The following is a 15,002-nucleotide window of genomic DNA, read 5'->3' on the forward strand; positions in this document are numbered from 1 at the left end:
ACGAGTGTCCGACGGTATGGAACGAGGCTGGCCGTGCTTCCGCACTAGCGCCGTGCTTAGGCCCCTGACTTCCATGAGGCATCGGCTGGGCAGAAGGGAAGAGTCGGTCCGGTCGGGTCAGGAGGAGAAGCGTGAGACGATCAGGGCGATATTCTGGCCGCCGAAGCCGAAACTGTTGCTGAGAGCATGCTGGAAGCGGGCCTCCCGCGCCGTGTTGGGGACGTAGTCCAGGTCGCAGGCGGGGTCCGGGGTCTGGTAATTGATGGTGGGGGGAATGACTCCGTGGCGCAGGGCCATGATGGTGATGATCAGTTCCACGGCTCCGGCGGCGGCGATGAGGTGGCCGAGCATGCTTTTGCTGCTGGAAATCGGGATGCGATACGCTTGGGGGCCGAAGACGGCTTTGATTGCAGCGGTTTCCGTGGCGTCGTTGGCTTGGGTGCTGGTACCGTGGGCGTTGATGTAGCCGATGTCGGCGGGTTGGAGAGCTGCATCCGCCAGGGCTTGGGCCATAGCCTGGCTAGCCCCGCGTCCTTCGGGGTGGGGATCAGTCATGCGGAAGGCATCCGCGGTAGAGCCGTAACCGGTCAGTTCGGCATAGATGGTTGCCTTGCGAGCCTTGGCGTGTTCGAGTTCTTCGAGCACGAGGAGGCCCGCCCCTTCACCGAGGACAAAGCCGTCGCGGTCCCGATCGAAGGGTCGGCTGGCGGTCTGCGGGCTGTCATTGCGCTGGGACAAGGCCGTCAGGCGATTGAAGCCCGTCACTCCCAGGGGATGGATCATGCTATGGGAGCCGCCAGCGAGCATGACATCGGCGGCGCCGGAACGGATCAGGTCCATCGCCTCTCCGATCGCCTGGGAGCTGGCGGCGCAGGCGGTCTGGCACGCCAGATTGGGACCTTCCAGGGCGAATTCCACGGCGAGGTGGGCCGCCGGCGTGTACATCTCCTGCTCGCTTTCGCGGGGACCATTCATCCACTGCAACATGAACTGGGTGAAGCGGGCGGGATCGACGGGACCGGGCGACTCCGGCGGCGGCGAAGCATGAGCCAAACCGCGCACCAGGACCGGAAACTCATCGCTGCCTTCCCCGGACCCCAGATAGACCCCCATACGGGAACGATCCCCCCGCGCCGGATCGAGCAGGCCGGCGTCTTCGAGGGCTTGCCGGGCCGCCGCCAAGGCAAACTGTGTATTCAGGCCGCAGTTGCGGTAGCGCTGAGGGTCGCGGAGGAACCGGCCTAGATCGAATCCTTTGACTTCTGAAGCGAAGGTCGTCGGAAAGGTGCGGGCATCGAAGCGGGTGATGGGGCCGACGGCGGTGCGCCCCTCGACTTGTGCCGCGAACAACTCGGCCACGCTCTGCCCCAAGGGTGTAATCACCCCCATCCCGGTGACGACAACACGCCTGCGCATGCTCAAGACCTTCACCTCAATCCACGGAACAGGTCGCAATCACTGGCCGGTCCAGCGGATGCCGCGGCGGCACATCGCCCGGTGATATTCCGTGATATTCCATTCCGCTGGTCGGGAGAAACTTTCCCCCGTCCGAGGGGTTGCTGTCCCCCTCAGTTGTCCGGGCGCCGGATGACAATCGCGGCACACTGGCCCAGGTCGGTGTAGGTGGTTTTGACCACGTAAGGTCGGCGGACAGGGCGGGGTTCGCCGACGTGTACGTGGATGGGGCATTCGGGGTCCGGATGCTGGTGGTTGAGGGTGGGCGGCAGCCAGCCGTGGCGCAGGGCCAGGACGCTGCACGCCAGTTCCAGCAGGGCGGAAGCCGCACCAAGGTTGCCAAACCGGCTCAGGGGTGCGAAGACAGGCGTCCGCGTACCGAAAACTTCCGCAATGCCGCGGGCCTCGAAACGGTCGCCGGCACGCGTTCCCAGGCCGTGGGCATTGACGTGATCCACCTCCTCCGGCGTGATGCCGGCCAGGGCCAGCGCCTGGCGAATGACGCGGGCTAGTCCTTGCCCCGTGTACTGCCGGTCCACGCCGCTGGCCACTGCCATCACCTCGGCGTAGACGCTGGCTCCCCGCTGCCGGGCATGCTCCAGATTCTCCAGGACGAACACCGCCGCACCTTCCCCCAGTGCCGTGCCATCTCGGTCGCGATCAAAAGGCCGGACCGCCCCTGCGGGGTCCTCATTGCGCCGCGAAAATTCAGCGAAGAGATTGAAGCGGCTCAAACTCAAGGGATGAACCTTGGCTTCGCTTCCTCCCACCAGCATGATGTCCGCCGCTTGCCGCCGCAGGATGCGCAGTGCCTCCTCCAAGGCGGACGCCCCAGCTACATCTCCGATGATCTGCGTATTGCTCGGCCCTTGAATGTCGTAAAGGATGGTGGCGTGGCAGGCCGGCATGTTAGGCAGATACTTGAGCATCCACAACGGCGGCACTTCTGGGATGCCGTGCTCTCCCCAGGCCCGCATGTCCGGGCCGCTCCGATCCGGGCGAATGGAACGCACCGCTGCCGGTCCCAGATCGTCTAGCTCTGTGGCACCCATGACCGAGGCGAACTCGATGCCGCACCGCTGCGGGTCAAAGCTGCCGCGGGACAAACCGGCGTCCGCCATCGCCCACTGACAGCCCACCACGCCCAGCGAAACGGTCCGGGCCATAGCATTGAGCGTGCGGCGATAGGACTTGTCGATCATTTGCCGCGGCTGAAAATCCTTGACTTCGCCGGCGATCTGCGAGGGAAGATGGGACGGATCGAAGAGGGTAATCCGGCCTACGCCGGCTGTGCCAGCCAACAGCGCCGACCAGAGCGCCTCCGGAGCATTGCCTATCGGACTGAGCACGCCGAAGCCAGTAACGACAGCCCGGCGGGACAACATCGTCATCGGTCAACCCACTGGCGGATCGTCTCTCCGCTCCCCACCCCAGGACTCCTTTCCTCTGCCTGGACTCGATCCGAAGATCCGAATGTGGAGAAGGATAGGCCGCCGTCTTGGTTCCTCATCCCGTGTCGTCCTCCCCTGTGCTGAGCGCGAGGCCGGCTGAGCAGGGGGCCGAGACCGTTCAAGTCCTGGGGATGAGGTTTGGCATCCTTCCCTCCTCCACCGCACCACGCTTAGTATAGGAAATTGCTCCGCTGGTGGAATCACCCGCTCCATACTTGTCCTGCCGATCCCGGTTCGTTACCCTGGGACTGGCGGCCCTGGCAGAAGCCACAGGACTCCACCCTCGGCAAAGCCGGGGCAAGCCGCCGCCGGCTTTTAGGAGCGGGCCGGGGAAAAGGCCGCCGCCAGCGTCTCTTTCCACTTGCGGACGCGATGGGGATCGATCAGGGCCGTCCGCTTGCTACCGGCGCAGGCGGAGGCGCGCACCGCAAAGTAATCCGGGCGCAAGCCGCGGAGAGCCTTCACATGTTCCGGGCGTAAGCCGCCGCCCAAGGCCACCGTGATCCCGGCGTTCTGAAGCGGCTCGATCAAGCCCGCAATCGCTTCCGGTTTGAGGAAATCCAGGAGGCATTTGCCGTCCTTAACGCAGGTATCCAGGAGGAACGCGGCGAAGCGGTAGCGGCGGGCGAAGCGGGCCACTTCCAGCGGCGGAATCGCCTTGGCCCGCCCCCAGTCGGCGTAGGCTACCAGGACCATGTCGATATGGGCGGGGAGTTGGCGGCGGGCTTCCAGGAGGTCTTCCCCCCAGCCGGGTGTGTGCGGATAACCGGATAACCCCCATTTGACGTAACGCAGGGGCAATTCCAGGTGCCAATGGGCGTGCACCAGAGCGTGCTCGGACCACTCTCCCAGGGCAGCACTGACCGGGACGCGGCCCGCAACGGCATCCACCACCGCCGCCACCACGTCGGCCTCGGCTGCCCCCAGAGCACCGCGGCTCGGCTCCTTGACATCGATCAGATCGGCCCCGCCTTCCAAAGCAGCGGCCACCTCACTGGCATGACGCACGCTGACCAGCAGTTGCGGCGTATTCTTTGGATTACTCATGGGTGTGGAATCCTTCCACCGGAAAGAAAAAGGTCTGACCCTTACAAGCATAATAGGGAAGAGGGCGGGGCTGGCGGAAGAGGAAACCATACAGGCCGGGATGGAAAGCCTCCGGCGGCTGCAAGTGGCGGGAACTATCCGCCGCAAACTGCCCCGCTTGAGTATAGCGGACGCACTCCACCAATTCCGCCATGCCGATGATGCCGCCGCGCAAGGTGCACAATTCCCAGAGGCGGGGATAACGGACCGCCGCTTCCGCCACGTAGCGCCAGCCGAGAGCCTCACCCGCGGGCCACTGGGCAGCATGGATCAGGGTCCAGCCGCGATGGCGGGCCGCCCAGCGGCGCAGCTCGATCGTTTTGACTCCCGCGACTAGCAAGCCGGCCCACGGCTGACGCACGGACAGTGCCCAGCTCACCGCGGAGGAATGACGGGATGGACTGCGGCTCATGGATCGCCCCCTGGCCCCTGCCTTCCCCTACCGGCTGGCGCCGGACGCTCACTTCCGCCCAAAGCACAATTCTCCACATTGAGAGTGAAGAGGTACAGCACGGACGGCCGGGAAGGCCCCTCTCCGCTTCGGTTTCCAGGAATTTTAGTCCGCCGGCGGCGTCGAATTGTTGCGTCCGTGGAAATTGCAAGCTAAGGAATAAGTGGATCGCCCCCGAAAAAGTCGAGTAGATCGCCCCCTGGATTGCAGCGTCGCCCAGATTTTCCTGGACTGGAGGAGGTTTCCGGCCTGTCGGCGATTCTGCTCGCTGCAAGGAATCGCCTGGCGGAAGAGAACAGCCGATCGATTCGGTAGCTAGGACGAACGAGACGATTATGCCACTGCGTCTGGTCAGTCAGGAAGAGTTGCCCGCGCCTTTGTCGGGGTACCGGCTGATCGAGCGTTTGGGGCGCGGCGGCTTCGGAGAGGTCTGGAAAGTCGAGGCGCCCGGCGGCCTGTACAAGGCGGCCAAGTTCGTCTTTGGCGATCTCCAGGGGTCGGACGAACAGAGCCGACCGGCGGAGCAGGAACTCAAAGCCTTGCGCCGCGTCCGGGAAATCCGCCATCCCTACGTCCTGTCCTTAGAACGCTTCGACACTATCGAAGGCCAGTTGATCATTGTCATGGAACTGGCCGACCGCAATCTGTGGGACCGATTCCGGGAGTGCCGGGCCCGTGGCCTGGGCGGCATCCCCCGCGGCGAACTCCTCCGCTACATGGAAGAGGCTGCCGAAGCCATTGACCTGATGAATATCCACTACCAGATCCAACATCTGGACATCAAGCCGCAAAACCTCTTCCTGGTGGCCAATCACGTCAAGGTGGGAGACTTCGGCCTGGCCAAGTTGCTCGACGGCATGTCCGCGACGGTCACGGGGGGAGTCACGCCGGTATATGCGGCACCGGAAACTTTCGAGGGGCGCGTCACTCGCTTCTGCGATCAATACAGCCTGGCCATTGTGTATCAAGAGCTGCTGACCGGCACACGGCCCTTCCACGGCACCAACACCCGGCAACTGCTGATGCAGCATCTCTCCGGCACGCCGGATGTCGAACCTTTACCAGAGGGGGACCGCGAGGTGATCCGGCGGGCCTTGCGTAAAGTGCCGGAAGAGCGCTGGCCGAGCTGTATGGAGATGGTGCAAGCCTTGCGGGCTTCGGGGGAAGGGCGGATCGTCGTAGCGACCGGCGCGGACGTGCCGGATGCCGAACAGGAAGCGCGCACCCGCCCCACACCGCCTCCCACTCATGCGGTCAGCAGTGTCGGAGCCGCCTCGGCTCTGGCCACGCGCATGGCTCCTCCTGGGGCCGGAGGAAATCCGCCAGAGGCGGTCCCGCCCGGCACCGTTCAGCCGCCGGCCTCCCCTGCTGGTCGTTCCGCCAGCGGCGTCCCCTCCGCCGCTTCCTCCGTGGGCGTCCCATCGCCTGTGGCTTCTCCGCGAGCACCCGGAAGCAGCACCGCGGCCCTCATTACCCCCCGCTTGGTGACGCCATCCACCCTGACCACGTCCCAGTCCGTTACCCGGCTGCGGCAAGACGGTCTCGGCAGCGGGCCGCCTTCCCAGCTCGTAAATGCCCCCCGCTCCGCCCCTCCGGAACGCACGGGGTCAGGCGTGCTGATCCCGGCGGGCATCATCGGCTTGGGAACCAACGGCCTGCGAGTGGTGGAAGCCTTCCAGAGTTTGCTCCAGCAACGTTACAGTGATCTGCGGCAACTGCCCCACCTGCGCTGGCTGGGCATCGACACGGACCCGCAGGCCATCTCCAGCACGCTCTCTTCCCCCGCGCTGCCCGTGGTCCCCACCCCTTCGCCAGGGACCACGGCCACGCCGACTCAGTCGGTGCTGATGGACAACCCCTGGTTTCTGGCTCGCCTGCAACGGCCGGCTCACTATCTCCAGCATCCGCACTTGCCATCTGTGGAGCAGTGGCTCCCTCCCGGAAGTCTGGCCCGCCTGGGGCGCCAACCCGCTGCCGCCCAAGGAATGCGGGCCTTCGGACGCCTCGCCCTCCTGGACCACTCCCGCCCCTTGCTCCTGCGCTTGCGCCGCGAACTGGACATTCTCCTGTCCGACCAGCCTCTGCAACAGGCAGCCGCCCACACCGGCCTGACGCTCCGTTCCAATCACCCGCATTTTTTCCTGATCGCCGATCTGGGCGGAGGAAGCGGCAGCGGCATGTTCCTGGAGTTGGCTTACTGGCTGCGGCGGGAATTGCGCCGCCTGGGCTGTCAGCCGCGCCTCCATGCCCTGCTTCTGTTACCCCCGGCCGATCCCCGTCTGCTCCGCTCACCGCAGACGTCCGCCGCTCTGGGCAACGCCTGCGCCGCGCTGCGGGAACTGGAGTATTGTCAGTCGGGCCGTGGCGTCTATGAGACGCATCTGGACAATGACGAGGGAAGCTGGCGCGATTCCGAACCGCCCTTTACCTCCCTCCATTTCCTGGTCCGCCCGCTGCACAGTTCCTCACCGCAGCAGCAGTCTTGGCTCACCGATGCTGCTTACCTTCTCTTCCTGCACCTGTTCACCCCTTTGGGCCGTTACCTCCAGGAGCTTCCCCGTCCGGCTTTTCCCTCGGCTCATCTGGCCGGGCTGTACCGCTTCGACTGGCCGCGGCGGGAACTGCTCGATGCGGCGGCTCACCGCCTGGCCCGCCTCTTGCTCCAACGCTGGAATGCCCAAGACTCCGCCACCTACGAAGCCCTCCGCCCCCTCGTCGCCGGCTGGCTGGAGCAACAATGGAGCCACCACGGCCTGACCACCGAGCAACTCGTGGCCGCCTTCCGCCACGACCTGACGCTCCACCTCGGCGACGACCCCGATCGCTATTGCGACGCCCTCCTCCAATCTCTGCGCACGCACACTCCCTCCGCTAGCAAGGTGGACGCTTTCGCCGTGTGTCAGGTGTTGGATCAGATTTTGCGTCTGGTGGGCAAACCGCAAGTGGACCCCCAACCGGAGGCGGACCTTCGTTTTCCCCAGCCGATCTGCGATTCAGTCTTTGCGGCCACCTATGAGCGCCTCCTGCGGGAATGCGACGCCGCTCTGTCCGTCCTGGCGGTTCAGATGCTGGAAATGCCCGGCTATCGCTTCGCTGGCGCGGAAGAAGCATTGCGCCAGATCGAGCAGCGCTGGGATGTACAAATCGCCGCCTTGGAACAAACCCATCAGGACCTGCAACGGCAAGTCCGCCAGCTCTATCAGCGTCTCTTGCATCTGATTGCTCAGTTGGAGCAGGGCGGGACCTTGGGCTTGGGGCTGCGCCGCTCCGCCCTGGTGCAGGAGATCCTGGAAAGCCTGCGGCTGCTCTCTCAGCGGCAATTGCAGTGCCGGATCGTCGAGCGGCTTCTGCCGTTACTGCGGCATCAGCGGGACGCCGCCCCAGAGTTTCTCCGGGACCTGGCTTTGTGCCGTCAAGCTCTCCGCCAGCTCGGCGAACAGTTGGACCGTCTCAGTCCGGCCTCCACCGCTCCTGCCATGACTGGCCGCCGCCTCCTGCCCTACGGTGCGACCGACGTCCCCACCGCCGCCGACCGCTTACTCCAGCAGTTGCTCACCCAGCAGCCGGCCCTTTTCGATTCGTGGGAACCGCGCCTCCAGCAGGCTCTGCAACGGAAGTTCCGCGGTTTGGGCAACGTGTGCTTGAAAGTCGCCGCCAAGGGGGCGGACTTCGCCGCTTGGCTGTTGGAACAATGCCGAGCGGTGATCGATCCTCACCTTCCTCGCCACGATCCCGCCGCCGCCTTCTTCGAGTGCTTCCCCCCGCCGGAAATGGCCGAAAACGCCTTACGCGAGGCCGTGGATGAAGCCGCCCCGGACCTCCCGGCGGCCCACTCCGAACTCGCCAGCACCCCTCGTGCTGTGGCCCTCCTTCCTTCGGGACAAGCAGGCGAACGCCTCCGCCAAATACTGACCGACCTCCGGCCCGACCTGCCTTGGCATCTCCTCACCGCTGCCGAGGACCTCTGCCTGTATCGGGAGGAAGAAATCCCTCTGACTGCTCTGCCCCACCTGGGTCCTCTCGGCCAGCAAGCCTACGAGCAACTCCTGGCTTCGGACCATCCACCCCACAGCCGGGCGGACGTCCCCTGGACGCAGCCTCCGAATGCCTTTGTTCCCACCGCCTGATCTTCCCCCGCGAGTCCATATCGTCCCCTTGTTCGTTCGGTTCCCTCATCATTTCGTCTCTAGTTCCAAGCCGTAAAGGCTGTCCGCTTGCCTTCGCCACCAGGCCCCTTTGCCTTCGCCACCAGGCCCCTTTCCTCCAGCTCCCCGAACTGGAAAAACCGCCGGCCAGGCTTTGCTCTTTCTCTCAGGTGGAAGGGAACCCCCCGGCTTGTTCTCTCAGGGGAAAAAGGAACCCCCAGGCTTGGACCTGGTGAAAAAGACCCACTGACGATTCCGCGTCACCCACCCCACGTCCAGAAGAGTACCAGCCGCCTCCCTTCGGGGGTTATGAGCAGGCTTTGCGCTGTCCGTTTTTTAAAGGCAGCAGATTGACCGATGATCTCCGGCAGATTATCCTCGAAACGATGCGAACGCAGCCTCGACCAAGACACCGCATACAAGCAAAAAACGAGATGGCTGAGGAGAAGATCGCAATCGCTGTAGACGAGACGGCTGGGGAGAGGATCGCAATCGTTGTTTCCCCCGAAGTATCCTCGCTGTGCGGAAAAGCTGCATGAAAAGCCAACTGAGGAAAGGGTGAGTTGGAAGTGCCCCAGGAGACCGCCTATGCCGAACGCTGACAATCGGTCCGCATCTGACCCCTCGGCGGTTCCCGCTTCCTCTGCGGACGCCTCTGGTGTGCCGTATCCTCACTCCGAAGAGTCCGCCGTGCCGTATCCCAAGACCGTGCAGGTAGCCGGTGCCGTCTGGATCATCTACGGTATCGTGGCCTTAGTCAATTTGGCATTCCTCATCCTGTTCATTGTGGGGGCAGGCGAGGAAAAACCCGACGCGGATCGGGAGGCTCAGAAGGCGGCGATTGCTCTGGCCACCTGCTTCGGCATGTTTCAGGCGTTGATTGGCTTGGTATTCATCCACGTCGGCATCCAGAGCATCCGAGGCACGGCGCGTGATACTTTGGGGAACGGCATCGGTTCGCTTCTGTTCGGCCTGATCAATTTGGCGCAAGGAGGCCGGTTGGGGATGGCAGGCGACTTCGTCCTGGCCGGGTTCTACTTCCTGTTCGGGGTGCTTCTGATTGGGGCGGGAGTGCTGGCGCTGGCAGGTCGCCGGGAATACCGCCAGTGGCGCGAGGCCAGTCAGGTCTATCAAGCCTGGCAGGAGGAGCAGAGGCAGGCTCCCCACGGGTCGAGCTAGATCAGGGACGGTGGCCTGAAGGTACCGAGCCAGGCTCCCCGTCGTGCTACTCCAGGTTTACCCAAGTCTCAAAACCCACATGGAAGGGCCTTCCAGGAAGCATCCCTCTGGGCGGGACAAACCATCGACTTGAAGAAAGGTTCTGCCAGGCGCTGGGACGCGCGTGTTATCCCGGCTGCTTCTTGCGACATCGCTCCAATGAAGGGATGGGGTGGACAGGGCATTCAGGTATCCGCCATGGCGGCAGGGACGGTGCGCGAGCTTGTCGTGCGAATCGAAACCTGGACTGAGTCAACGGAGCGAACCCAGGATTGGGGGGACGAGGCGGAGGAAGCGGCGGGCGAACCACTGGGCTTGTTCTTTCTGGAGGATGGCCCGCTCCTGCGGTTCGCACAGTTGGATGGCGGTGTGCCAATCGGCATCGGCCCGCTCGTAGCGTTGCAGCATTTCCCAAGCCATAGCTCGTCCCCAGTAGCAATTGCGCAGGAACAGTTGGGCACGCTGGCGATAAGGGGTGCCGTGGAGCAGGGGGGTGAGCAAAGCGATGGCACGGTGGTAGTCATCGAGGCTGTCCGCGGGGCATCCCCCTCGGCGGCGGAGGTGAGCACGATTGCAATGCATCCCGCCAAGCGAGAGGCGGTTGCCCAGGTCCTGGGGGTGATTGGCCAGGCGGCGGGAACGGAGAACAATACCTTCTTCGTAGAGCAGCCAGGCCTGGGGCGATTGGCCGAGTTGATCGTAGAGCAGAACGAGTTCTCCGATCAGGGTGAGGGTGCGGGGATGTTCAGAACCAAGATGGCGGCGGGTGATCTGGAGGTTTTCCTCGTAGAGAGCCGCCGCTTCCTGGTGGCGATGGAGTTGGTCGTAAATTTGAGCCAGTAAGCGGCGGGTTTCGAGAGTCAGGGGGTGTTCCCGGCCCAGGCGGCGGTTCATTGCGGGCAGCAGTTCCTCGACCTGAGCTTGGGCTTGGGGCAATTGCCGGTGCAGGAAGTGAGCGTGAGCGACTTTGAGGCGGATGGCGAAGGTGTCCGGGTGGTCCGGGCCGAAGTGCTGGAGGGCGGTGTCGAGGACACGCTGAGAGAGGGCGAAGGCATCCCCTGTGCGGTGCAAGGTGAAGAGTGTGCTGGCCCGGTCCGCCTGAGCGGTGAGGGTGTCGATGTGATGGGGGCCGAGGGTCTGCTCATAGCGGGCGGCCAGCTCTTCGAGAGCGTGCAGGGCTAGCTCGTGCTGCCCAAGTTTCTGCCAGGTGGCGATGAGGTTGTTGTAGTTGCGGAGAGTCTGGGGATGGTTGGCTCCCAGGGTGCGGAGTTGGCGGCGGCGGGTGTCGATTTGTAACTCCAGCGCTGGCAGAAGTTGTTCGAGATGGACGTACTGCACGGCGAGGTTGAGGGCCACTTGCAAGGTCGTGGGATGATCCGGTCCGAGATGCTGCCGGTGGTGGAGATAAAGAGGTTCGAGGATCGCCCGGGCTTCGCGATTGCGGCCCATGTCCGAGAGGGCCACGGCGAGGGTATTGAGGGATTGCAGGGTGAGCGGGTCAGTCGGCCCGCGGGTGCAGCAGTAGAGGGCATGAGCGGTGCGGAGGAGTTGTTCGGCTTTGGGCAGCTCGCCCAGGTAGAGATACGTTTTGCCGAGGGTGTCACGCAGGCGGGCTTCGACGAAGGGATGGTCCGGGAAGGTGGTGGAGAGGTAAGGGAGGGCGAAGTCCAGGGTCTGGCGGAGTGTGAGGTTATAGCCCCGCCCGCCTTCGATGCCTGCGGGCCGTCCTGCGGCCAGAATGTGCCGTTCGAGGAAGTCAAGCAGGGCCTGGGTTTCGGCCTGCCGTTGTTGGGCTTCGCGAGCGTGTCGTTCGGCACGCTGCTGAGCGCGTTCCGCTTCGCGTTGGCGGGATTCGGCCAGTTGCTGGGCCTGTTCGGCTTCGAGCCGGCGGGATTCGGCCAGTTGCTGGGCCGCGCGGGCCTCGGCGGCGGTCTGCTCCGCCCGCAGGTGGTTGTCTTCAGCGCGCTGCTTGGCCAGGCGCTCCGCTTCCACGGCGCGGCGAGCCTCGATCAGGGCCAGCGTGATCCCCGTGATCCCGAGAAGTAAAACGATTCCCAGAGCGCTGGCGGCATAACCGAGCAAGCGACGGCGTCGGCGGCGCTCGGCATCCCGAACGCGATTGGCTGCCCGTTCCGCTTCCGCAGCGCGCAGCCGCTGCTCGACTGTATAGCGATACGAGCTGAGGCGCTGGGCCACGGCTAGACCATCGGGCGGGCGCTGCTGCGGGTCAATCGCCAGGCAGTCGCAGGCCAGTTGCACCAGCTCCTCATCCGCCCCGCATTGACGCAGACGTGTCACAATTTCGTCCGTATCCCCTGTGGCCGCCCGGACAATCATCGTCATCAGGCTTTGGCCGCGGAAAACCTCCTGGCCCGTCAGGATTGCCGCCAGGATGCCGCCGAGAGCGAAGACGTCCGCACGGGCATCGATCTGTTCCCCCCGTGCTTGTTCCGGCGCCATGTAAGCCGGCGTGCCGACCACCTGTCCCGCGAGCGTGCGGCTATTCCCTTCCGCCGACACGGGAGCCTGAAGAATGGAGTCCCACTCTGGGCGTTCCGGCCTGCTGTCTCCCTCGCCCGAATCTGAGGCCGGCTTTCCCGCAGACCCAGGGGAGGGTCCGTCGGGCAGAGGCGAGGGCGAGGCTGGGGAGGAGCTGCCCCGGGGATTGGCAGGGGGACTGCCCTTGCTTGGGGGAGTGGGAGCGACCGGGGAACTGGAAGAAGCAGGGGCGGGCGGAGCCGAGGCGGGCAAGGCACCATCCGCGGGAGCCGAAGCCGGGAAGTCCCGCAAAACCTTGGCCACCCCCCAGTCCATGACTTGCACTTCGCCAAACGGGCCGACCATGATATTGCCCGGCTTAAGATCGCGGTGAACGATGCCGTGGGCATGTGCAAAGCCGATTGCCCGCGCCACCTGCTCAAAGACATCCAGCCAGCGTCCCAACTCTTCCAGAGGGTGGGAGCGCCGGGCCAGGATTTGCGCCAGCGTTTCGCCGCGGATCAGCTTCATAACCAGATACGGTGGGCCGTCCGCCAATTGCCCCAAAGCATAAACAGGGGGAATGGACGGGTGCGAGAGTTGAGCTGTGATGCGCGCCTCGGTGACAAACCGCTGGCGGTCGCCATTGGGCAGCAACACCTTGATTGCGACTTCCCGCTGGAATACCTCGTCCCACGCCCGGAAAATCTGTCCCATGCCTCCGCAGCCGATCAAATCGATGACGCGATACCCCGGAATCACGGGCATGGAGGGCGGCACCGGCTCTGAAGGCCGGGGCAGCGCGCCGGGCAGGCACGACACCGTCGCCGCTGCTGCTGTCCAGGAATCCGGCTGAGCACTCGCGGAGTTATCACATCCGGGCATAGAAAAGTTCCCAGAATCCGACCTCGTGGTCGTGGTCCAGCCGCTGTTTCCCAATCGCTAGAGGTTTGTCATCGATCGGGCTGCCGCCACTTTAGTGCATGATACGGGATCATTCCAGTTCCTCGTAGTTGCGGGATGGACGGAGAGGTTCACGCCGGGGATTCTGTTTCGGCAGCAGGGGCAAAATTGAGGCGCTGGTCGAGCACGAAGGTCGCGGCCCGATCCACGTGGGGCGGCTCGATGGAGTCCGAGTTGTCCAGATCGGCGATGGTGCGGGCGACGCGGGCCAGACGGTCGGTCAAGCGGGTGGAAATGTTGGCCTGGGCTACCCTTTGCTTGTAGTGTTCCAATCCTGCGGGGGAGAAGCGGCAGTAGTCCAGGATGCGACCGGCGGGGATGGCGGCGTTGCAGCCGATGGCGGTGCCTTGGAAGCGGGCCGTCTGGCGGGCGCGGGCAGCTTCCACCTTTTGCCGCAGGAGTTCCGTTTGACCGTCCGTCGTTTCGGAGAAGCGCTCCTCCAGGGTCAGCGGCTGCAATTCCACCACCAGATCGATGCGGTCGAGCAGCGGTCCGCTGAGGCGCTTCTGATATTTGGCCACAGCCGTGGGGGAACAGGTGCAGCGCTCCGTGCCCGCGTAGCCGCAGGGGCAGGGATTCATGGCTGCCACCAGGGTGAAGCGGCAGGGGAAGGTGAAGGCGGCGTGGGTGCGGCTGATGGTGATCTGCCCGCTTTCCAGCGGCTGGCGCAAGGCTTCCAGAGTATCCCGGCGGAACTCGGGCAGCTCATCAAGGAAGAGGATGCCGAGATGGGCGAGAGTGACTTCCCCCGGTTGCAGCTTCAAAGTGCCGCCCCCGACAAGGGCCTGCTTGCTGATGGTGTGATGCACCGCCCGGAAGGGACGCTGGGTGACAATTTGGCCGTCGCGTTCGAGTTGCCCGGCGGCGGAATAGATGCGGGTCAGTTCGATCTGTTCCTCGACGGTGAGCCGGGGCAGGATGCCGGCAATGGCGTTGGCCAACAGGGATTTGCCCTCCCCTGGCGGCCCAATGAACAAGAGGTTATGGCCCCCGGCGGCACAAAGCAGAGCGGCTTCCTTGGCCTGCTCCTGCCCCTTGATCCGCCCGAAATCGATCGGCTTTCTCCCGAACGGCTCCAGAGAAATCAACTGATTGAGAACGTTGTCGAAGGTGCGTTTCCCCTGGAAAAACTCGATGACTTCATCCAGCATGCTGACGGCGGCGATGCGGCCGTGCTGCCGGCCCGGGGAAGCGGCGATGAGTGCGCATTCCCGTTCGTTGCCCGTCGGCACAATCAGCGTCTGTTCAGGCCGGGTCGCTTCCGCGATGGCCAAAATCCCCGGCACCCGCCGCACTTCCCCGTGCAAACCCAGCTCGCCCACCAGCACGTAATCCCCCTCCACCGTGGGGGGCAGGTCCGGCAAGTAACCGGCACATTGTAACAGGATGATGGCCAGGGGGAGGTCCAGCCACGAACCGTACTTGGACATCATCGCCGGCGTGCAGTGAACCTGAATAATCACGGGGGACTTGCTCATGCCGTACTTGGTCAAAGCTGCGTTGATCCGTAACAGGGCTTGCTGGGCATCCCCCCGCTCCATGCCAGTGATGACCACGGCGTTCGGCCAGGACCGCGGAGTAGGCAGCACCTCCACTGCCCGCGCCTGAATCTCCACAATCTGCCCTTTCAAGCCGTGCAAAAAGCCAGCGTTGAGTGAATGCTCCTGGCGTAATAAGTGTCCGAATTCCTCTTCCCGCTGGCGTTTTTTGTCCTGGGGAGAACGGTCCGATGGCATCGCCGCAACTCCTCTTCAT

The 15,002-nt window shown here is 64.3% G+C and carries 8 protein-coding genes; 2 read left to right on the forward strand and 6 right to left on the reverse strand.

Annotation, left to right across the window (positions count from 1 at the left end):
* Nucleotides 1-117: 117 nt before the first annotated feature.
* The 4 genes from H0921_RS12080 to H0921_RS12095 form a co-directional block, all read right to left on the reverse strand.
* Nucleotides 118-1,416, reverse strand: coding sequence for a beta-ketoacyl-[acyl-carrier-protein] synthase family protein (locus H0921_RS12080; protein ID WP_194538417.1), 1,299 nt, complete (start codon nucleotides 1,414-1,416; stop codon nucleotides 118-120).
* Between the two features lie 152 nt (nucleotides 1,417-1,568).
* Nucleotides 1,569-2,846, reverse strand: coding sequence for a beta-ketoacyl-[acyl-carrier-protein] synthase family protein (locus tag H0921_RS12085; protein ID WP_194538419.1), 1,278 nt, complete (start codon nucleotides 2,844-2,846; stop codon nucleotides 1,569-1,571).
* A gap of 375 nt (nucleotides 2,847-3,221) precedes the next feature.
* Nucleotides 3,222-3,953: a (5-formylfuran-3-yl)methyl phosphate synthase gene (locus tag H0921_RS12090; protein WP_194538420.1), complete on the reverse strand. Its 732-nt coding sequence runs from the start codon at nucleotides 3,951-3,953 to the stop codon at nucleotides 3,222-3,224.
* Nucleotides 3,946-4,404, reverse strand: a complete 459-nt coding sequence (locus H0921_RS12095; RefSeq protein WP_194538422.1) for an ASCH domain-containing protein — start codon at nucleotides 4,402-4,404, stop codon at nucleotides 3,946-3,948. The genes H0921_RS12090 and H0921_RS12095 overlap by 8 nt, the downstream gene beginning before the upstream one ends.
* A gap of 374 nt (nucleotides 4,405-4,778) precedes the next feature.
* Between H0921_RS12095 and H0921_RS12100 the strand changes: the two genes are divergently transcribed.
* A complete protein-coding gene (locus tag H0921_RS12100; protein ID WP_194538428.1) occupies nucleotides 4,779-8,570 on the forward strand; it encodes a protein kinase domain-containing protein in 3,792 nt (1,263 codons plus the stop codon).
* Between the two features lie 606 nt (nucleotides 8,571-9,176).
* Nucleotides 9,177-9,767 carry a hypothetical protein gene (locus tag H0921_RS12105; RefSeq protein WP_194538430.1) on the forward strand — a complete coding sequence of 197 codons (591 nt, stop codon included), beginning with the start codon at nucleotides 9,177-9,179 and terminating at the stop codon, nucleotides 9,765-9,767.
* A 291-nt stretch (nucleotides 9,768-10,058) separates the two neighbouring features.
* Here H0921_RS12105 and H0921_RS18340 read toward each other — a convergent pair whose 3' ends face one another.
* Both H0921_RS18340 and H0921_RS12115 read right to left on the reverse strand, forming a co-directional pair.
* Entirely contained in the window at nucleotides 10,059-13,169 is a 3,111-nt protein-coding gene (locus tag H0921_RS18340) for a protein kinase domain-containing protein (RefSeq protein WP_194538432.1), read from the reverse strand.
* 149 nt (nucleotides 13,170-13,318) lie between these two features.
* Nucleotides 13,319-14,983 (reverse strand): YifB family Mg chelatase-like AAA ATPase, encoded by a 1,665-nt coding sequence (locus H0921_RS12115; RefSeq protein ID WP_194538434.1) that lies wholly within the window; start codon nucleotides 14,981-14,983, stop codon nucleotides 13,319-13,321.
* Nucleotides 14,984-15,002 lie beyond the last annotated feature (19 nt).

Source organism: Thermogemmata fonticola, assembly GCF_013694095.1.
In the GTDB taxonomy this organism is placed as follows: domain Bacteria; phylum Planctomycetota; class Planctomycetia; order Gemmatales; family Gemmataceae; genus Thermogemmata; species Thermogemmata fonticola.

Bases quoted from the DNA above. Each gene is read 5' to 3' on its own strand.
- H0921_RS12080 (WP_194538417.1), bottom strand. From the start codon at position 1,416: ATGCGCAGGCGTGTTGTCGTCACCGGGATGGGGGTGATTACACCCTTG.
- H0921_RS12085 (WP_194538419.1), bottom strand. From the start codon at position 2,846: ATGACGATGTTGTCCCGCCGGGCTGTCGTTACTGGCTTCGGCGTGCTC.
- H0921_RS12090 (WP_194538420.1), bottom strand. From the start codon at position 3,953: ATGAGTAATCCAAAGAATACGCCGCAACTGCTGGTCAGCGTGCGTCAT.
- H0921_RS12095 (WP_194538422.1), bottom strand. From the start codon at position 4,404: ATGAGCCGCAGTCCATCCCGTCATTCCTCCGCGGTGAGCTGGGCACTG.
- H0921_RS12100 (WP_194538428.1), top strand. From the start codon at position 4,779: ATGCCACTGCGTCTGGTCAGTCAGGAAGAGTTGCCCGCGCCTTTGTCG.
- H0921_RS12105 (WP_194538430.1), top strand. From the start codon at position 9,177: ATGCCGAACGCTGACAATCGGTCCGCATCTGACCCCTCGGCGGTTCCC.
- H0921_RS18340 (WP_194538432.1), bottom strand. From the start codon at position 13,169: ATGCCCGGATGTGATAACTCCGCGAGTGCTCAGCCGGATTCCTGGACA.
- H0921_RS12115 (WP_194538434.1), bottom strand. From the start codon at position 14,983: ATGCCATCGGACCGTTCTCCCCAGGACAAAAAACGCCAGCGGGAAGAG.